General features: G+C 63.5%; 19 protein-coding genes. 10 read left to right on the top strand and 9 right to left on the bottom strand.

Translation table 11 applies throughout. The features are described from left to right. The first annotated feature begins 57 nt into the window (after positions 1-57). From BMF35_RS03305 to BMF35_RS03295, 3 genes are all read left to right on the top strand, one after another. Positions 58-1575 carry a fumarate hydratase gene (locus tag BMF35_RS03305; RefSeq protein WP_156172182.1) on the top strand — a complete coding sequence of 506 codons (1518 nt, stop codon included), beginning with the start codon at positions 58-60 and terminating at the stop codon, positions 1573-1575. Between the two features lie 89 nt (positions 1576-1664). Further along, complete coding sequence (locus BMF35_RS03300; protein WP_047006904.1) at positions 1665-2849, top strand: sensor histidine kinase; 1185 nt, start codon at positions 1665-1667, stop codon at positions 2847-2849. After that, positions 2846-3592, top strand: a complete 747-nt coding sequence (locus BMF35_RS03295) for a LytR/AlgR family response regulator transcription factor (protein ID WP_047006903.1) — start codon at positions 2846-2848, stop codon at positions 3590-3592. The genes BMF35_RS03300 and BMF35_RS03295 overlap by 4 nt, the downstream gene beginning before the upstream one ends. A 79-nt stretch (positions 3593-3671) precedes the next feature. Here the strand turns inward: BMF35_RS03295 and BMF35_RS03290 are convergent, their stop codons facing one another. After that, positions 3672-4001 (bottom strand): UrcA family protein, encoded by a 330-nt coding sequence (locus tag BMF35_RS03290; RefSeq protein WP_047006902.1) that lies wholly within the window; start codon positions 3999-4001, stop codon positions 3672-3674. A 252-nt stretch (positions 4002-4253) separates the two neighbouring features. On the opposite strand from BMF35_RS03290, the gene BMF35_RS03285 reads away from it, so the two are divergent. The 4 genes from BMF35_RS03285 (at position 4254) to BMF35_RS03270 (ending at position 6736) form a co-directional block, all read left to right on the top strand. Beyond that, positions 4254-4511 (top strand): hypothetical protein, encoded by a 258-nt coding sequence (locus tag BMF35_RS03285; RefSeq protein ID WP_047006901.1) that lies wholly within the window; start codon positions 4254-4256, stop codon positions 4509-4511. Then, positions 4508-5296, top strand: coding sequence for a metallophosphoesterase family protein (locus BMF35_RS03280; RefSeq protein WP_047006900.1), 789 nt, complete (start codon positions 4508-4510; stop codon positions 5294-5296). The genes BMF35_RS03285 and BMF35_RS03280 overlap by 4 nt, the downstream gene beginning before the upstream one ends. Further along, a complete protein-coding gene (locus tag BMF35_RS03275) occupies positions 5296-6282 on the top strand; it encodes an isoaspartyl peptidase/L-asparaginase family protein (protein ID WP_206539561.1) in 987 nt (328 codons plus the stop codon). Before BMF35_RS03280 ends, BMF35_RS03275 begins: the two co-directional genes overlap by 1 nt. 76 nt (positions 6283-6358) lie before the next feature. After that, positions 6359-6736: a response regulator gene (locus tag BMF35_RS03270; RefSeq protein ID WP_047006899.1), complete on the top strand. Its 378-nt coding sequence runs from the start codon at positions 6359-6361 to the stop codon at positions 6734-6736. Between the two features lie 91 nt (positions 6737-6827). Here the strand turns inward: BMF35_RS03270 and rpsI are convergent, their stop codons facing one another. The 5 genes from rpsI to BMF35_RS03245 form a co-directional block, all read right to left on the bottom strand. Then, positions 6828-7370, bottom strand: coding sequence for a 30S ribosomal protein S9 (gene rpsI, locus BMF35_RS03265; RefSeq protein ID WP_047006898.1), 543 nt, complete (start codon positions 7368-7370; stop codon positions 6828-6830). Further along, complete coding sequence (gene rplM / locus BMF35_RS03260; protein ID WP_047006897.1) at positions 7370-7849, bottom strand: 50S ribosomal protein L13; 480 nt, start codon at positions 7847-7849, stop codon at positions 7370-7372. The genes rpsI and rplM overlap by 1 nt, the downstream gene beginning before the upstream one ends. A 171-nt stretch (positions 7850-8020) precedes the next feature. Beyond that, positions 8021-8755 carry a hypothetical protein gene (locus BMF35_RS03255; protein ID WP_071961166.1) on the bottom strand — a complete coding sequence of 245 codons (735 nt, stop codon included), beginning with the start codon at positions 8753-8755 and terminating at the stop codon, positions 8021-8023. A 1-nt stretch (position 8756) separates the two neighbouring features. Further along, positions 8757-9089: a divalent-cation tolerance protein CutA gene (cutA, locus tag BMF35_RS03250; protein ID WP_236781551.1), complete on the bottom strand. Its 333-nt coding sequence runs from the start codon at positions 9087-9089 to the stop codon at positions 8757-8759. After that, a complete protein-coding gene (locus BMF35_RS03245; protein WP_236781550.1) occupies positions 9086-10135 on the bottom strand; it encodes a COX15/CtaA family protein in 1050 nt (349 codons plus the stop codon). Before BMF35_RS03245 ends, cutA begins: the two co-directional genes overlap by 4 nt. 123 nt (positions 10136-10258) lie before the next feature. On the opposite strand from BMF35_RS03245, the gene BMF35_RS03240 reads away from it, so the two are divergent. The 3 genes from BMF35_RS03240 (at position 10259) to BMF35_RS03230 (ending at position 12269) form a co-directional block, all read left to right on the top strand. Then, the gene (locus BMF35_RS03240; RefSeq protein WP_047007560.1) at positions 10259-10627 is read left to right on the top strand and encodes a MerC domain-containing protein; all 369 of its coding nucleotides are present in this window, start codon (positions 10259-10261) and stop codon (positions 10625-10627) included. Positions 10628-10650: 23 nt separating this feature from the next. After that, the gene (gene thiS / locus BMF35_RS03235; protein WP_082115675.1) at positions 10651-11646 is read left to right on the top strand and encodes a sulfur carrier protein ThiS; all 996 of its coding nucleotides are present in this window, start codon (positions 10651-10653) and stop codon (positions 11644-11646) included. Between the two features lie 92 nt (positions 11647-11738). After that, a complete protein-coding gene (locus BMF35_RS03230) occupies positions 11739-12269 on the top strand; it encodes a hypothetical protein (RefSeq protein ID WP_047006894.1) in 531 nt (176 codons plus the stop codon). Here BMF35_RS03230 and BMF35_RS03225 read toward each other — a convergent pair. The 3 genes from BMF35_RS03225 to ggt form a co-directional block, all read right to left on the bottom strand. Continuing rightward, positions 12266-13864, bottom strand: a complete 1599-nt coding sequence (locus BMF35_RS03225; RefSeq protein WP_082115722.1) for a hypothetical protein — start codon at positions 13862-13864, stop codon at positions 12266-12268. The genes BMF35_RS03230 and BMF35_RS03225 overlap by 4 nt on opposite strands. Positions 13865-13958: 94 nt before the next feature. Further along, positions 13959-15809, bottom strand: a complete 1851-nt coding sequence (locus BMF35_RS03220) for an AMP-dependent synthetase/ligase (RefSeq protein ID WP_047006893.1) — start codon at positions 15807-15809, stop codon at positions 13959-13961. A gap of 58 nt (positions 15810-15867) precedes the next feature. Then, complete coding sequence (gene ggt / locus BMF35_RS03215; protein WP_047006892.1) at positions 15868-17604, bottom strand: gamma-glutamyltransferase; 1737 nt, start codon at positions 17602-17604, stop codon at positions 15868-15870. Positions 17605-17609: the final 5 nt, after the last annotated feature.

The raw sequence follows: 17609 nt of genomic DNA, 5'->3' as shown, positions 1-17609 counted from the left end.
GCATTGTCCAAGACTATGGGCATCCCGACCAACCGGAGTGCAAATTCGATGAGCGACATGATCACCATCCGCGAAGACGACCTGATCGAGACGATTGCGGATGCGCTGCAATATATCTCCTACTACCACCCGATGGATTACATCCAGGCGCTGGGGGAAGCCTACAAGGCGGAGCAGGGCCCGGCCGCCAAGGATGCGATCGCGCAGATCCTTACCAACAGCCGGATGTGCGCCGAAGGGCATCGCCCGATCTGTCAGGATACGGGCATCGTCAATGTCTTCCTGAAATGGGGCCAGAACTGCCGTCTGGATTCGCAGCGCAGTTTGCAGGATGTGGTCGATGAAGGCGTGCGCCGCGCCTATAACCACGCCGACAACAAGCTGCGCGCCTCCATCCTGGCAGACCCGGCCTTCACCCGCCGCAACACGCGCGACAACACGCCCTGCGTGCTGAGCGTGGACATGGTGCCCGGCAACACGGTCGGCGTCGATGTAGCGGCCAAAGGTGGGGGCAGCGAGAACAAGTCCAAGTTCAAGATGATGAACCCCAGCGACAATATCGTCGACTGGGTGCTGGAGCAAATTCCCAGCATGGGCGCGGGCTGGTGCCCGCCCGGAATGCTGGGCATCGGTATCGGCGGCACGGCAGAGCATTGTATGAAGCTCGCCAAGCAATCGCTGATGGACCCGATCGACATGGGCCAGCTGAAGGCACGCGGGGCGCAGAGCGATATCGAGCAGCTGCGGATCGACATTTTCGATGCGGTGAACGCCACGGGCGTCGGCGCACAGGGGCTGGGCGGGCTTTCCACCGTGCTCGATGTGAAAATCCTTGACTGGCCGTGCCATGCCGCGGGCAAGCCTGTCGCCATGATCCCGAATTGCGCCGCCACGCGCCATGCGCATGTGACGCTGGACGGTAGCGGGCCTGCCTATATTCCGCAGCCCGATCTGGACGCTTGGCCCGATGTGCAGTGGGAGCCCGATGCGGAGGCGAAGCGCGTCGATCTCGACAATCTCACGCCCGAGGAAGTGGCCAGCTGGAAGCATGGCGACCGCCTGCTGCTGAGCGGCGCGATGCTGACCGGGCGCGACGCGGCACACAAGCGCATCAAGGACATGCTGGACCGCGGCGAAGAGCTGCCCTGCAGCTTCAAGGGGCGCGCCATCTACTATGTCGGCCCGGTCGATCCGGTGATGGGCGAAGTCGTCGGCCCGGCAGGCCCCACCACCGCCACGCGGATGGACGTGTTCACCGAAATGATGCTGGATCTCGGCCTGCTCGCCATGATCGGCAAGGCGGAGCGGGGGCATGATGCGGTAGAAGTCATAAGCCGGTTCAAGGTCGCATACCTCATGGCGACGGGCGGGGCGGCCTATCTGGTCAGCCGCGCGATCAAGGGCAGCAAAATCATCGCATTCGAAGACCTCGGGATGGAAGCGATCTACGAGTTTACCGTCAAAGACATGCCGGTGACGGTGGCGGTCGATTCCGATGGCAACAACGTCCACACGCTCGCCCCGCTGCACTGGCGCGAGAAAATCCGCGAGGAAGGTCTGCTGGGGGCAAAATGACGGCGATCATCGACCAGCGGCATAGAGGTTTCGACAGAAACCGCCTTGCGCTCTGGCCTTGGCGCACTCCGCATCGCTAAACGGCGGTGATGGACAAGCCCCAAATTACCGAGGCGCCCGCGCGCGTGCCGTTCAAGACGGTGCTGCTCTCGGCCATCGGCCTGTGGGCGACGTATCTCGTGCTGATGACGCTGCGGGCATACCTGCTCGACATGGATATGGCGTGGGAGTTGTTCGAGCGCCGCGTAATCGCAAGCTGTCTCGGCGTCGTCATCACGCTCGGCCTGTGGCTGGCGTTGCGGCCGTTCGATACGCAGCCGCTCTGGGGCAAGATCGCCGCCGCGCTGATCTTTGCCCTGCCAGCGGCGCTGCTTAGCATGCAGGCGAACCGCATCGTCTTTGCCGAAATGCAGGCAGAACTCACCGAGCGGCAGGAAGAGCAGACCATCGAGGCAGCCAACCGTCTGAACGGCGCGGTCGATGGCGATGTGATGGAAGATATCGCCCAGATGGTCGAGCTTTCCAATCGCAACCAGATTATCGAAATCGCCTTCAGCCGTTATTTCATGATGTTGGCCTGGTGCGCACTCTACCTTGCCATGCTCACCGGCGAGAAAGCGCGCACGGCCGAGCGGCGCGAGCAGCAGTTTCGCAGCGCGGCCAAGGCGGCGGAGCTGCGCTCGCTACGGTACCAGGTGAATCCGCATTTCCTGTTCAACACCTTGAATTCCCTTTCCGCCCTCGTGCTGACGCGCAAGCCCGAGGAAGCGGAAAAGATGATTCACATGATCAGCACCTTCTACCGCCGGTCTTTGGCGGACGATCCCACCCAGGACGTGCCGCTGTGCGAGGAGATCGCGGTGCAAAAGCTTTATCTCGATATCGAGGCGGTCCGCTTTCCCAAGCGGTTGGTGGCCAGGTACGATGTGCCGCAAGAGCTGTGCAACGCGATGATCCCGGGCATGATCCTGCAACCGCTGATCGAGAATTCGGTCAAGCACGGTGTCGCGCCTTCCACCGAGCCGGTGACCATCACCCTGTCGGCGCGCGAAGAGTATGGCCGGCTGGTCGTTACAGTGTCCGACAATGGCAAAAGCGAGCCGGATCGCGACGACATCCGCCCCGGCTACGGCATCGGCCTTGCCAATGTGCGCGAGCGGCTGGAGGCGCGCTTCGGCAATGAAGCGACAGTCGTGTCGGGCCATGTGCCCGATGGATATGCCACCCATCTGCGTTTGCCGATGCAATTGCTGCCGGAAAGGGCAAAGGCATGACCGATTCCGATGCACAAACGCTGCGCACGCTTATCGTCGATGATGAACCGCTCGCTATCGAGCGGATGCAGGTATTGTGCGCCGAAATCCCGCAGCTGACCGTGGTCGGCACAGCGAGCGAGGGCGATTCGGCACTGCGGCTGGCGGAGAAGCTAGGGCCGGACCTATTGCTGCTCGACATGACCATGCCGGGTAAGGACGGGCTGCAAGTGGCTGCCGAGGCCGGGAAGCTCGATCCGCCGCCCGCCGTGATCTTCGTCACCGCGCATGAGAATTTCGCCGTCGAGGCTTTCGATCTGGAAGCCATCGATTACGTGCTCAAACCCGTTGCCGGTGATCGCCTGGAACGCGCCATCGAACGGGCGCTGGCCCGCCGCGAGAGTAGGCAGGCGGATGGCGGCGCGGACGACAGATGGCTGAGCGAATTCTGGGTGCCGCACCGCAGTGAATTGCTGCGCGTGGATGTTGCAGAGGTCCACCGCATCGATGCCGAGCGCGATTATGTCCGCCTGCATGTCGGCGAGACCAGTTACCTCCTGCTGCAGACCATTGCCGGGCTGGAAGAAAAGCTCGATCCGGAAAAGTTCATCCGCATCCACCGCTCCACCATCCTTCGCCGCGACGTGATTGCGGGCCTCAAGCATGAGGGGCTGGGCGTGTGGTGCGCGGAACTCGCCGACGGCGAAGCGCTGCGGATCGGGCGCACTTACCTGAAAAAAGTGAAGGCGATGGCCGGACGGTGACGGCTTGCCCGAGACGACGAAAAGGCGCCGCATGGTGCGACGCCTTTTCCCTCATTACGTAAAGTGGGTGGCAGACCTGTCAGCGGTTCAGCGCGATCGTGCGAGCCCGCGCGCGTTCTACCAGCCGGGCCTGCTGGCGGGCAATTCGGCTGCGGGCCTCCGTGTAGCATTCATGGGCCTCGGCGCTGCGAATGCGCGACCCGGTCACCGGCTCGTCGTAGCGGCAAACCTCTCGTGCGGCGCGATCGATCCGCTGGTCGAAGCGCTGCACGCCTTCTTCCGTGCTGAGATCGAGGTCGGCATAGGAGACGGCGACCGTCTGCGTTTCTGCGCTCTGTGCCATGGCTGAAGGGGCGGAGGCGAGGCTCGCCGAGAGAAGTGCGGCACTTGCGAACGAATAAGCTTTCATCGGATAAATCCTTGTTCCTGAAATCTTATCCCAATCGTCCCTGTCCCAGTGAGAGCGGTTACACCGCAGCCGGTGGGACTGGAACGGCTGCGGTGCGATTACGTATGTAGGCGCGTCCTTGCGCCGGCGCTGCAACAGGTCGATTGGCGCGCCTCGACGCTCGACGAGGAGGCAAAGCAGCGGACGAAGCGCCGATACCGCTCCACCAACGACCGATTGCGTCCGCGCGTCCTATCGGGCAGACCCTTGTGCATGGCTCTGGTCATCACCTTCATCCTCGGCATGGGCAATTTCGCGTGCCAGCGCGCGGCGCTGGAAAGTTCCAATGCGCTCATCACCAATATGCCGCCGCCCATCCTTTGGATGCTGCGCGCGCTGGAATTCGTGCTGCTGGCCGGCGCGCTTTACGCCGCCGCGTCGGGCGCGACGCACTGGTTGTGGATCTATGCGGGCTACACGCTTCTGAACATCGGATCGGCCTGGGCCATCGCGACAGGGCGCATGGGATGAGCGAGGCGGGCGCGCAGGCGGCTCCCGACCGGATCATGCATGTCAGCGATGTGCATTTCGGCGTGGAGAATCCTGCCGCGATGGATGCCTTCGCTGCTTCGGTGGAGGAATTGCAGCCCGATGCCGTTATCTGCACGGGCGACATCACGCAGCGCGCTTTCCACGGGCAATGGGATGCCGCGCGTAAATGGTTTGCCGCTTTCGATGCGCCGGTTATGGTGATGCCGGGCAATCACGACATGCCCTATGGCAATTTGCTCGAGCGGTTTCGCGACCCGTACAAGCGCTTCGGCTCTCTCGAAGACGCGGTAGGCCGCGAGATTTCCTTGCGCCATGCGGTGATCGTGCCGCTCGATACCAATGTCACCGCACAGTGGCGCTGGCCGTGGTCGGACGGGGTGATCAAGCAGCGCAAGCTCGATGCGACGCTGGAACGGCTGGGCGAATTGGCGGACGATCCGAGGATGAAGATCGTCGCCTGCCACCATCCCCTTCTGCCCGCGACTGACGACCGGAAAAACCCCACCATCCGCGGCGACATGGCATTTGCAGCGCTGGCAAGGGCCGGGGCGAACGCAGTGATGTCGGGGCATGTCCACGTGCCATTCGACCTGACGCGCAGCCGCGAGGGACACGCAATGCGCATGATCGGAGCGGGGACATTATCGCGTCGCCTGCGCGGCGCGGAGCCGAGCTGGAACCTCGTCACGATCACGCCCGACAGAATTGCCGTAGAACCGCAATATCCTTTGGAACAGATGACCGAGCTGGAGACAACCCGATGATGAAGCAAGCCCTTGCCACGCTGGCCGCCGCGACATTCATGGCAACGCCTGCCGCTGCGCATGAATGGACTCTGGTGATCCATGGCGGCGCGGGCACGATCGAGCGTGACCGCATGACGCCCGAGCGCGATGCCGAAATCCGCGCGGCGCTGGACAATGCGCTGGATACCGGCGCGGCGATCCTTGCAGAAGGCGGCAGCGCGCTCGATGCGGTCGAAGCGACGATCCGCGTGCTGGAGGACGATCCCAATTTCAACGCCGGGCGCGGCGCGGTGTTCACCGCGGCCGGGCGCAACGAACTCGATGCCTCGATCATGGATGGCCGCACGCGCGATGCAGGCGCGGTGGCCGGTGTAACGGCAACGCGTCATCCGATCAGCCTGGCCCGTGCGGTGATGGAGGATTCTCCGCATGTGATGATGGCGGCAGAAGGCGCGAACGCATTTTCCATCGAGCAGGAGCTGGAACAGGCACCGCCCGAATGGTTCTTCACGCAGGAGCGGTTTGACGCCTTGCAGGGATGGCTGAACCGCGATCAGGCCATGGGCGATCCGGCCCATCCCGATTACAAGTTCGGCACGGTCGGCGCCGTGGCGCTGGATAGCGGGGGCAACCTCGCCGCGGGCACCTCCACCGGCGGGATGACCGGGAAGCTGTATGGCCGCGTAGGCGACTCCCCGATCATCGGGGCTGGCACCTATGCCGATAACCGCGCCTGTGCGGTCTCCGCCACGGGGGCGGGCGAGTATTACATCCGTGAGGGCGTGGCGCACGAGATCTGCGCGCGCATCCGCTTTTTGGGAGAAACGCCGCAAGAGGCGGCCGATGCCGTGCAGGCCGAAACGCTCGAATTGGGCGGCACGGGAGGCGTCATCGTGCTGGGCGCGGATGGCGACTGGGCCTATTCCTTCAACACGCCGGGCATGTATCGCGGGGCCATTTCCGACGGCGAAGACGGCGTGGTGGCCATTTACGGCGACGAATGATGCGCTTCGCCGCCCGAAAACGGCGCTTTGCCGCATGAACAGGGGCCAAATCCGTAGCTAGGGTATTCTACGGAGGATGGCCACGAAGGTCCTGATCGTCGAGGACGATGTCCTCAACCGCATGTTTTACGAAGCGGTGTTCAAGCAGCGTGGCTACGAGCTGATGCTGGTGGACGATGGCGCGCGCGTGCTGGATGCGGTCGAGACCTTCGGCCCGGATCTCATCACCATGGACATCCATCTGCCGCATGTTTCGGGCCGCAAGCTGATCCGCAAAATCACGCGCAATCCGGATACGGCCAATATCCCGATTCTCGCCATCACGGCGTTTGCGGGCAAGCGTGACGAAGAAGAGATTCGCAAGGCAGGCGCGAGCTCCTATCTCGCCAAGCCCCTCAACATCGACACGCTGCTACGCGAAGTCGACGCGCTGCTGGGCGAGACCGTCCACTAGGGATAGTCAGGCAGCCGGAATGCAAAAAGGGCGACCCTTCGTGGGGGCCGCCCTTCGCATTTTCCTCCGTCGAGGAAACTGGTTGTCGCTTTTAGCGCTTGCTGAACTGGAAGCTGCGACGTGCCTTGGCACGGCCGTACTTCTTGCGCTCCACCACGCGGCTGTCGCGGGTGAGGAAGCCAGCGGCCTTCACCGTTGCGCGCAGGGCGGGTTCATAACGGGTCAGCGCCTGGCTGATACCGTGCTTCACAGCACCGGCCTGGCCGGACAGGCCGCCACCGGTGACGGTCGCGACGATATCGTACTGGCCTTCACGCTCGGTGATGGCGAAAGGCTGGTTGATCACGAGGCGCAGCGTCGGACGTGCGAAATACACTTCCTGGTCCTTGCCATTGACGGTGATCTTGCCGGAGCCGGGCTTCAGCCAGACGCGTGCGGTGGCATCCTTGCGGCGACCGGTGGCGTAGGCACGGCCCTGATCGTCGATCTCCTGCTCGCGCAGCGGCATCGTCGGCGCAGCGGGTGCGGTATCGCCTTCACCTTCGCCGGCAGCAGCGTCGGCGGCGGGAGCGTCCTCGACCACATCCTTGATGTCGGCGAGGTCGGTCGCGGTTTTGGTTTCTTCGGTCGCCATTATGCGGACACCTTGTTCTTGCGGTTCATCGAGGCGACGTCGAGCACTTCGGGCTTCTGGCCGTCATGCGGGTGCTCGGTGCCGTTATAGAGGTGAAGCGCCTTCATCTGCGCGCGGCCCAGCGGGCCGGTCGGGATCATGCGCTCGACAGCCTTTTCCAGAACGCGCTCGGGGAAGCGGCCCGCCAGAACCTTGTCGGCAGTCACTTCCTTCAGGCCGCCCGGATAGCCGGTGTGCTTGTAATACACCTTCTTGCCGGCCTTGCCGCCGGTGAACTGCACTTTGTCGGCATTCAGGACGATAACGTGGTCGCCGCAATCGACATGCGGGGTGTAGCTCGGCTTGTGCTTGCCGCGAAGAATGTTGGCGATGATCGATGCGAGGCGGCCGACGACCAGACCTTCGGCATCGATAACGTGCCACTTCTTTTCGACTTCAGCCGGCTTGATCGACCGGGTGGTCTTGCTCAGAGCCTTCATGGCTTTTCGTTCCTTGATCTAAACTTTGCCAGCAATGCCAGCTGACAGAATCGGCATGGGCATCGCTGCGGATGCGCGCATTTGTCGTGCGATGGCGCTCAAGTCAAGCGATTCTGCGGCTTTGCGGAGAGGTATAATAATACCGCCTCGCATCGAATGCCGCTTCAGCGACTATATCGCAGTGAGGCTCCATCTCTCATGAGCGCGCCGCGTCGAACCTTCGACTTCGGTGACGATCTCGCGCGTTGCGGAGCGCATCAGGCCAGTGGCGAAATCGCTTTCTCCGGCAAACCGCGTTTCCAACCGCCCAGCCATGCCGCCCGGAAGGGCCAGTGCCTGCTCGACCACGCGCGGACCGGCAGAGGGGGCGAATATATCCGTCGGCAAATGCGCAATCACCCTCTGTGCGGCGCGTTGCATGGCCGCAATCGAGCTGGCGAGCTGTGCGCGCTCATCTTGCGGCAATTGCTGCTGTCGCAAAATCTCCACCGCTTCGGCGATAGCTGCCGCAACCCCGTCGTTTTCCAGCGGAGCCAGATCGCTCGAGAGGATTTGGCCGTAGGCATTAAGCGCGATGGGAAAGAGTGCGCTTTCGTCGCGCGCTTCTTCGAGCCGGCCGAAGCTGCGCAGCGCTTCAGGTGCTTCGACGCGCGCCGCCACCTGCTGGCCGTGCAACATGAAGCCATGTTCGAAACTGCGAAAATCGACATCGAAGCTGCGCGTTACCTGCAGTGTCTCGTGCTGGCCAAGTTGCCGTATTGCCGTTCGCGTGTAGCGCATCATGCCGGAAGGCGGAGAGATGATCCGGCCCGTCGATACAGGCCGCGCCAACGCTGCCGTCCATGCGGGCGCGGCAATAGCGGCTGCCGCCAGCGCAAGCATGCGCCGCCTGTCTGCCATAGCCATCCTAATCGCCCCCCACGGTCTCGTCGTGGAGCCAGCCTACAGTAGTCTGTGGCGCGCTGTCAGCATGCCAACCGGAAATTGCCGGAGTGTCGTAAGGGTGCAACGCCGCAAGCCGCTCTATCGCAGCATCGAGCAGTGCGCCGGTCGTCTTGAACAATGCGCCAGCCTCGGTCGCTGACTGGACCTTATCCTTGTAGCGGAACACCGATGTCATCGCGGGCGCGATGTTCGCGCAGGCAACCAGCCGCTCTTCGAGTAGAACCTGCGCCGCAGCTTTCGCGCTTTCGACGTCAGGAAAAGGGCACCAGATCAACGCCGCGCCATTATCGCTCACGCGCGCCGTCCCAGCACATGTGCGCCCCATGCGAAGGCCGCTACCAGCAGCGCACCCACCAGCTGGTGCGCCACAGCGATCCAGAGCGCTACGCCGCTGAGCACGGTTGCAATGCCGAGCAGGATTTGCGTGCCCAGCACTGCATGCATCGCGACGGAGGCGCGCCGCGCGCGCTTTTTGACCTGCACCGCCATCACCATCAGCGCGCCAACGGCGACCCACGCCCACCAGCGATGCAGGAAATGCAGCCAGAACGGGTCATGCGTGAACGTGTACCAGAAGCCGCTTGCCCAGCTGACTTCGGGCACCAACCGCTCCTGCATCAGCGGCCAGGTGTTGGATGCAAGACCTGCATTCAGTCCGGCGACCCATGCGCCCAGCAGCATCTGGATGAACAGGATTGCCGCGGCCACCCATACCAGCCCGGTAAAACGCGCAGGCATATTGTCGCCGGTCGCATGCAGGCGCCGCAGGTCGAGCGCGGTCCACACCAATCCGCCCAGCGTGATGAATGCGGTCAGCAGATGGATCGACAGCCAGAAATGCGACACGTCGGTCATCTCGCTGCCAAGGCCGGAGCGGACCATGAACCAGCCGAACGCGCCCTGCAGTCCGCCCAGCGCCAGCAGCGCGACAAGCCGCGGCTTGTACCCTGCAGGGATTGCACTCTTGACCCAGTACCATGCCAGCGGCACCGCAAAGGCGAGGCCGATCACGCGGCCCAGGAAGCGGTGAAACCATTCCCAGAAATAGATGAATTTGAACGCCGCCAGATCCATGCCGGCGGGGCCGCTAACGTTCTGGTATTCTCCGGTGGTTTTGTAGAGTTCGAACTCTTTCAACCATGCTTCCTCGGTCAACGGAGGTATGGCGCCGGTTACGGGCTTCCATTCGGTAATGGAGAGGCCGCTCTCGGTGAGGCGCGTAATCCCTCCCACGGCGATCATCACCAGAACCATGCCCGCGACCACGAACAGCCAATTGGCGATGGCCAGCGGGCGCGCACGAGAATCGGTTGGGGCGGCGGCAGCGACGGTAGCCATCATGCGCTGCGATTTGGACCTGACGAGGACAAATCGCAAGCCGTGCTTTGGGCTGCATCGCAGGAATTCGGGTGCGGGGCCGACCCCATCCTTGCCAAATGTGATAACATTACATATATGCGCGCCATGGCTTCCATTGCGCCTTGGATTCGCGGCCGGTTGGACCGCATCGGTATTACGCTTTCGGCGTTATGCCTGCTCCATTGTGTCGTGGGGCTTGCACTGGTGGCCGGCCTGGGCCTTGGCAGCACCTTCCTGTTCCATCCCGACATCCATCGCTGGGGCCTGTTGCTGGCAACGATCATCGCCGCCGTCGCTATTGGCGTGGGCGCTGTGCGCCACCGCCGGGCCAAGCCTTTCGTCGTCGCGATGACGGGCCTCTCCTTCATGGGCGGCGCGCTGGCTGTCGGCCATGGCTTCGAGGAAGCGTTGCTGACCGTGATCGGGGTGACTCTTGTGGCCGCCGGCCACATCCTCAACTTGCGTCGCGCCTGATCTGCGCTATCTCGCGCAGCGTAATGACCGATCTCCAGCCCCTGACTCTCACCGTAAACGGCGATACGCGCCGCACCTCCGCCGAAACCGTCGCCGCTTTGGTGCGCGAGCTTGGCCTGTCGCCTGAAAAGGTGGCGGTGGAGCATAATGGTGAAATCGCGCCGCGTTCGACGCTTGGCGATGTGCGCCTGGCCGATGGCGATACGCTGGAGATCGTCCATTTTGTGGGTGGAGGCTCCGGCGAGAACGAGGACGATAGCTGGGAAGTCGCCGGTCACCGCTTCACCAGCCGCCTGATCGTCGGGACGGGCAAATACAAGGATTTTGCGCAGAACGCCGCGGCGGTCGAAGCCTCCGGTGCCGAAATCGTGACCGTCGCCGTGCGGCGTGTGAACGTCTCCGATCCCAGCCAGCCGGTGCTGATGGATTTCATTGACCCCAAAAAGGTCACCTACCTGCCCAATACCGCGGGCTGCTTTACGGCGGACGAGGCGATCCGCACGCTGCGCCTGGCGCGCGAGGCAGGCGGCTGGGACTTGGTGAAGCTGGAAGTGCTGGGCGAGGCGAAAACGCTTTATCCCGACATGCGCGAAACGCTGACCGCGTGCGAGACGCTGGCCAATGAAGGCTTCAAGCCGATGGTCTATTGCGTGGACGATCCGATCGCTGCCAAGCAGCTGGAAGAGGCCGGCGCGGTCGCCATCATGCCGCTGGGCGCACCGATCGGGTCGGGCCTCGGCATCCAGAACCAGGTGACCATCCGCCTGATCGTGGAAGGCGCTAGCGTCCCTGTGCTGGTCGATGCCGGAGTGGGCACTGCATCCGATGCGGCGGTGGCCATGGAGCTGGGCTGCGACGGTGTGCTGATGAACACCGCCATCGCCGAAGCGAAAGACCCGCTGCGCATGGCGCGCGCGATGAAGTTGGCGGTGCAGGCCGGACGCGATGCTTATCTCTCCGGACGGATGGGTCGCCGGAAGTATGCCGATCCCAGCAGTCCGCTAGCGGGCTTGATTTAGCTTAGCCCCACACGCCGACCTCAGCATTCGCTCACACAAAATTAACCATATCCGCGCACACCTCAGTCCATAACGGACAGGGAACCCGGACCATGGGGCACGAATCAAAAGGTTTTTCGCTCACCATCGCCGAGATGCGGGAATTTGCCGCTTTCACCGCGAGTGAGCAGGAATTCATCGAGCGTAGCCTCGATATCGCGCTCGGTCGCTGCGATGCCTTCAAGGTCTGGAGCCAATCCATAGCCGACCAATGCGCCATTCGCGGACAGTACATCGCCTATCGCGAGTTGAAGCAGCTGCGCGCTCTGGTGCCGGATGATGACGGCTTCGACGGGCTGGAAACCTTCATGGGCACGCTGACCCGCATTTCCGCGCAGGATCTGGCGCTCGGGCGCATCGAGAGCTTTTCCGCCTACCGCTTTTTGTACGAGCGCCTGCTGGGCGCCGCGGTGCGGCCTTACCTTCCGGCCGCCTTTTGCGGCGCAGCGGCACTGCCGCAAGTGGCACCCGCCACGCGCCGCCAGCTGCTGCAATCGCTCAGCGAGGCCGCTGCCACCGCGCCCGGCTGGTCGCGCCGCGAGCCGGCTTTCTATCCGGAGCGGGTCGAGGTCGAAGCCGCCTAGAAGGCGACTTGCGCGCCCGCCATGATGACATCGGTGTCCGCGCCCTGCTCGGACCAGGTGCTGCCATCGGGGAAGTTGCCGCCCGACAGGAAGTTTAGCGGCACGAAGCCATCGACGTGGATGAATTCGCCGAACAGGTTCACATTGGGCAGCGGGAACCACGATGTGCCCAGTACCAGCTGGTTCTGCCGCTCCCACGGCGAACCGTCCTCGCCCGAAATGAAGCGCGAAAACTCTGCCGACAGCGCGAATTCGCGCCGTTGCATCGCCGCGCGGTCGTCTCCGAACCCCAGGCGCGCGCCGAGCGTAAAGGCTTCGGGCGCGACCGGATCGTAAATGCTGAGCGGATTGTTCGGGATCGGCACGGCGGTGCCTTCCCACTCGTCAGTCGTGCGGGCATACTCGCCCAGCAGCGTGAGCGGACCGTAATTCACGCGCCCATACACGGCGACCCCGGGGTTGTTGTCGGCGCACGGGTTGAAGTGGAAGACGGGATAGCCCTGGCAATAGGCGGTGCCGTGCTGGTAGCTTGCGCCCACCATCGCGCTGTTCGCTTCCTCTCCGCCCAGGGCGAGCGTGTAGCGCGCATCGAACGCAAAATTGTTGGCGCGCGAGGGTACGCTGGAGCCTTCCACCGGCACATTCGCCGCGCGAAACTGCGCGCCGCCCTGAATGATCATCCCGCGAAGGTGCAGACCGCCCGAAACGAACCCTGCCTGCCCGCCGAATGCAAGGCCGGAGAAGGCATGCCAGTTGGTCGAATTGGTGAACGGACTGACCGTGTCGTTGAGGCCGAAGGGCGTGTCCATCTTGCCCACCGCTACGTAGAACGGGTGGTCGTTCAGGTCGCCATACATCACCCATCCGCGGCGCAGCTGCAGCTGGTTGCGGGTGAGCGCGGTAATCGTGCCCGGGCCAAAGCTCTGCTGCGGGTCGTAGAGAAATTCCGCATAGCCTGTCAGGTTCGGTGCAAGCTGCGCCGTGAAAGCGAAATTCGCCGAATGGAGCACCACTTCGGACACTTCGTCACCCAGCTGATTGGCGCTGGTGGGGTGACGCATGAGGTAGCCGAACTTGTCGTCCACGCTGGCAAATTGCCAGTTGGCGATGGCGGTGATGCCGCCCGACAGCGTGACGCGGTCGGTGAGTTCGCCATCCTGCAATGCAGTCAGCTGCATCAGCGGCTTGGTATTCACATTCTCCGCATGGTCCAGCATCGCGTAGGCATAGGTGCTGTTGGTACCTACGAAGTTCTGCGAGCCCGCCACATCGATCTCGCGCGGATCGTCCATTTCGGCCACCGGATCGACCTGCGCCGCTCCCGCTTCGGCCAGCGTGACGGGCTCGCCGGGCACCTGGTCCTGCGCTGCGGCATCGGGTGCTGGCGTGTCTGCAATCACCGGCGCAGAGGGCGACCCCTGCAATTGCGCACGCAGCGCCGCGTTTTCCTGCTCCAGCGCTTCGAGGCGGTCTTCCATCGCTTCGAGCCGTTCGAGGATCTGTGCATCCTGCGCCATGGCTGATGCTGGCGCGATGGCGACAAGCGCGCTGGTGGCAAACAGGAGCGCGCGGCTACGCGAGAAAATGGCAAGCATGAAAAGCACCTTCGACCGGCCCTCTACCGGGCCTGGAAAGGTGCTCTAGCTAGAGGGCGAAGGTAAAGATCGCGTTCACCACCAATGCATTCGATTAGTAGAGCGCGTCCAGCCTGCCTTGATAGGTTTCGCGAATCTGCATCCGGCGGATCTTCATCGTCGGCGTCATCATCTCGTTTTCGGTGCTGAACGGCTCATCCGCGATCACGAACTTGCGCACTTTCTCGATTACCGAGAGATCCTGGTTCGTGCGATCGACGGCGGCTTTGATCGCGCGCTGGAATTCCGGCAGGGCCTGCAATTCGGCCATGTCGAACGTCTTGCCGTTCTCCTTGGCCCATTGCACCGCCCATTCGGCGTCGGGCACAATCAACGCGACCATGTAGGGTTTCTTGTCGCCCGAGACCATTGCCTGCATGATTTCGGGCTGGAGAGTAAGCATCCCTTCCAGCTTTTGCGGGGCGACATTGTCGCCCTTGTCGTTGACGATGATGTCTTTCTTGCGATCGGTGATCTTGATGCGTCCGCGCTCGTCGATATGGCCGACATCGCCTGTATGCAGCCAGCCGCCTTCCAGCGCGCGGGCCGTATCTTCGGGGCGCTGCCAATAGCCTTTCATGACCAGCTCGCCGCGCACCAGGATTTCGCCATCCTCGGCGATCTTCACCTCTACTCCTCGCAAGGGAGGGCCGACCGTGTCGAGCTTGATTCCGCCCGAGGGGATGTTGCAGCTGATGACCGGCGCGCTTTCGGTCTGGCCGTAGCCCTGCAGCATGGTGAGGCCCATGGCCTGGAAGAAGCCGCCGACTTCGGGGTTGAGCGGCGCGCCGCCCGACACCAGCGCCTTTACTCGCCCGCCGAAACGTTGCTTGATCTTCGGGCGCAGCGTCAGGCTCAGCAGCAATTCGTCGGGCTTGGTGAGGATGCCGTCGGTGCCGGCCACTTGCTTCTCGCCCAGCGCCAGCGCGCGCCCAAGCAGGAAATTGGCGAGCGCGCCCTGCTTCTCGATCGCTTTGATCATCTTGTTGCGCAGCACTTCGAACAGGCGCGGCACCACGACCATGATGGTGGGCTGCGCTTCCTCCAGATTGGTGGCGAGCTTGTCCAGCCCCTCGGAGAACCAGATGTCGCCGCCCAGCCCCAGCGCGAGGAAGAAGCCAGCAGTGTGTTCGAAAGCGTGGCTTAGCGGCAGGAAGGAGAGGAAGCGCTCTTCCCCCCAGCCCAGATCCTGCGCGATCAATTCCGCAGCGCCGATCACATTGCACAGGATTGCGCCGTGATGCAGCATCACCCCGCGCGGCGCGCCGCTGGTGCCGCTGGTGTATATGATGCACGCCATGTCGTCGCGGGTGACGCCTTCCAGCCGCGCATCCACCTCGGCCCGTGCGGCAGCGGCATCGCCCGTTGTCATGTCGGACCAGCCGTGCATGTCGAACTGGCCGCTCTGATGCGCCGGGATCGGATCGATGGCGATCACATGGCGCACATTGCCGGTTTGCAGGATGGCGGGAAACAGGGGCTTGGCGAGCTTGGCATTGCCGATCACGACTGCGCTTGCGCCCGAATCGTCGAGGATGTGGCAATGGTCTGCCGTCGTATTGGTGGTGTAGGCAGGGGTGGTGACGCAGCCTGCGGCCATGACGGCGAGGTCCATCATGCACCATTCCGGACGGTTCTCGGCAACAATGACCACACGGTCGCCATCGGCCAGGCCCATGTCGCGCAGGGCCTTTGCGGCGAGGCACACCTTTTCGGCAGCTTCGCGGTAGGAGATGGATTGCCATTCACCGTCGATCTTGGCGGTGAGGAAGGGTTTGTCGCCCTGCTGGTCCGCCCGTGTCAGGAACAGCCCGACAAGGCTTTTGGCATTTTCGATATCGCTCAGTTCCACCGGCGTACTCTCCCTGCTGGCTTCCCGGTCCGCCGGTTGTCCCGGCTTTGTCATGTGCACAGCGGATTACGTAAGCCTGAGGTTCCCGGCAAGTGTTTGCGATGTGCGCGCGTCAGGGTGCGATGGCCGCGCCTTCGCTGCGCGGATCGGCTGCGCCCAGCCAGGCGCCATCCACCAGCTGCACGGCATTCGCCTTGAGCGGCAGGCTGCGCGCCGTGACCGTATGGCCGAGCGCTTCCAGGTCGCCGCGCATCGCTTCCAGCGCCGAGCCTTCCTCGATCGTTACGGTATCGCCCGGCGAGTAGAGCGTCGGCAGCGCTAGCGCTTCAGGCGCGGTCAGGCCGAAATCGATAATGCCGAACAGGGCCTTGGCGACCTGCACCGGGATCGTGCCGCCACCCGCCGCGCCGATGCTGAGGATCAACCGCCCTTCCGGATCGAACACCAGCGTCGGCGACATCGAGCTGCGTGGCCGTTTTCCGCCTTCCACGCGGTTGGCGACCGGCACACCGTCGCGCTCGGGCGAGAAGCTGAAATCGGTGAGTTCGTTATTGAGGTAGAAGCCGCCGAAATAGAGCCCCGAACCGAACGGCCCCTCGATGGTCGAGGTGTAGGAAACGACATTCCCGTCCGCATCAACGATGGAGAAATGGCTGGTGCCGTTCTCTTCGGGCTCGTCGCCGTCCGCGCGGGCTTCGCTGTGGCCGCCTACGAGCGGGACTTCGCCCGCCTCGACAATCTCCATGCGAGCCGCAGTGTCGATCCGCATCCCGCGCTCTGCGAGGTAGTGGCGGTCCATGAGGCCATCCACCGGCACCTGCAAGAAATCGCCATCGGCAAGATACAGCTCGCGGTCGGCATAAGCGAGTCGCTGGCTCTCGGCGAAGAGATGCCAGAATGTCGGGCTATCCGGACCGAGAGCGGACAGGTCATACGATTCCAGCTGGACAAGGATCGCGTAAACCGTCGTCGCGCCTGAGGATGGCGGCCCCATGCCGCAAATGCGATAGCCGCGATATTCCCCGCACACCGGGTCGCGCCAGATCGCGCGGTAGCTGGCGATATCGGCAGGCACCATGCCGTCGCGGCCAGGCGTATTGGCGGCGATATGTGTCGCGAGCGCGTCTGCCGATTCCCCTGAATAAAGCCAGCCAGGGCCTTCCGCGGCAAGGTTTTGCAGGGTGATGGCAAGGTCGGGATTGGTGATGCGCGTGCCCACCGGCAGGACCGTGCCTTCGGCATCGAACATCAGCGTCGGCAGAGAGAGGTCATGCGTGGCCCGCTCCCCCACGCGCTCGGCAAAGTTCGCGCCGCGTTCGGTGAGGATCCAGCCATCGCTGGCAAGCCTGATCGCGGGCTGGAACAGGTCTGCCCAAGGGAGCGTGCCGTAGCGGGCATGTGCTTCTGCAGCGAGGGCGACATTGGCCGGAACGCCGACGCTGAGGCCGGTGGTCACGACGTCGCGATAGCCCAGCCGCTCACCATTCTCGTCGAGAAACCAATCCGGCGTCGCTGCCGATGGCGCTGTCTCGCGGCCATCCAGCGATACGACATTTCCCGCCGCATCGCTGCGCAGATAAAAGCCGCCCCCGCCAATGCCGGAACTTCGCGGCTCGACCACGGTAAGCGCCAGCATCACGGCGATGGCGGCATCGGTGGCGCTGCCGCCTTGCCGCAGGATCTGCGCGCCTGCCGCCGCGGCGCGCGGATCCGCCGCGCTCACCATTCCGGTGCCGACAGGCGCTGCCGCGACGGCGCTTGCCGTGCTAAGCGGATCGGGCGCAGGCGCAGTCTGGCAGGCCGTCGCCAGTAATGCAGCGCAAAGAGCGGAAAATGTGCGAAGTCCCATGGGCA

The sequence above is a fragment of the Aurantiacibacter gangjinensis genome, from assembly GCF_001886695.1.
Lineage (GTDB): Bacteria > Pseudomonadota > Alphaproteobacteria > Sphingomonadales > Sphingomonadaceae > Alteraurantiacibacter > Alteraurantiacibacter gangjinensis.
Note: the sequence above shows the minus strand (reverse complement) of the source record. Positions and strands in the feature narration are given on the sequence as shown.

What these genes read in the sequence shown, in the direction of transcription:
- BMF35_RS03305 (WP_156172182.1), top strand. Translation starts at nt 58, where the DNA reads ATGATCACCATCCGCGAAGACGACCTGATCGAGACGATTGCGGATGCG.
- BMF35_RS03300 (WP_047006904.1), top strand. Translation starts at nt 1,665, where the DNA reads ATGGACAAGCCCCAAATTACCGAGGCGCCCGCGCGCGTGCCGTTCAAG.
- BMF35_RS03295 (WP_047006903.1), top strand. Translation starts at nt 2,846, where the DNA reads ATGACCGATTCCGATGCACAAACGCTGCGCACGCTTATCGTCGATGAT.
- BMF35_RS03290 (WP_047006902.1), bottom strand. Translation starts at nt 4,001, where the DNA reads ATGAAAGCTTATTCGTTCGCAAGTGCCGCACTTCTCTCGGCGAGCCTC.
- BMF35_RS03285 (WP_047006901.1), top strand. Translation starts at nt 4,254, where the DNA reads ATGGCTCTGGTCATCACCTTCATCCTCGGCATGGGCAATTTCGCGTGC.
- BMF35_RS03280 (WP_047006900.1), top strand. Translation starts at nt 4,508, where the DNA reads ATGAGCGAGGCGGGCGCGCAGGCGGCTCCCGACCGGATCATGCATGTC.
- BMF35_RS03275 (WP_206539561.1), top strand. Translation starts at nt 5,296, where the DNA reads ATGAAGCAAGCCCTTGCCACGCTGGCCGCCGCGACATTCATGGCAACG.
- BMF35_RS03270 (WP_047006899.1), top strand. Translation starts at nt 6,359, where the DNA reads ATGGCCACGAAGGTCCTGATCGTCGAGGACGATGTCCTCAACCGCATG.
- rpsI (WP_047006898.1), bottom strand. Translation starts at nt 7,370, where the DNA reads ATGGCGACCGAAGAAACCAAAACCGCGACCGACCTCGCCGACATCAAG.
- rplM (WP_047006897.1), bottom strand. Translation starts at nt 7,849, where the DNA reads ATGAAGGCTCTGAGCAAGACCACCCGGTCGATCAAGCCGGCTGAAGTC.
- BMF35_RS03255 (WP_071961166.1), bottom strand. Translation starts at nt 8,755, where the DNA reads ATGGCTATGGCAGACAGGCGGCGCATGCTTGCGCTGGCGGCAGCCGCT.
- BMF35_RS03245 (WP_236781550.1), bottom strand. Translation starts at nt 10,135, where the DNA reads ATGATGGCTACCGTCGCTGCCGCCGCCCCAACCGATTCTCGTGCGCGC.
- BMF35_RS03240 (WP_047007560.1), top strand. Translation starts at nt 10,259, where the DNA reads ATGGCTTCCATTGCGCCTTGGATTCGCGGCCGGTTGGACCGCATCGGT.
- thiS (WP_082115675.1), top strand. Translation starts at nt 10,651, where the DNA reads ATGACCGATCTCCAGCCCCTGACTCTCACCGTAAACGGCGATACGCGC.
- BMF35_RS03230 (WP_047006894.1), top strand. Translation starts at nt 11,739, where the DNA reads ATGGGGCACGAATCAAAAGGTTTTTCGCTCACCATCGCCGAGATGCGG.
- BMF35_RS03225 (WP_082115722.1), bottom strand. Translation starts at nt 13,864, where the DNA reads ATGCTTGCCATTTTCTCGCGTAGCCGCGCGCTCCTGTTTGCCACCAGC.
- BMF35_RS03220 (WP_047006893.1), bottom strand. Translation starts at nt 15,809, where the DNA reads ATGACAAAGCCGGGACAACCGGCGGACCGGGAAGCCAGCAGGGAGAGT.
- ggt (WP_047006892.1), bottom strand. Translation starts at nt 17,604, where the DNA reads ATGGGACTTCGCACATTTTCCGCTCTTTGCGCTGCATTACTGGCGACG.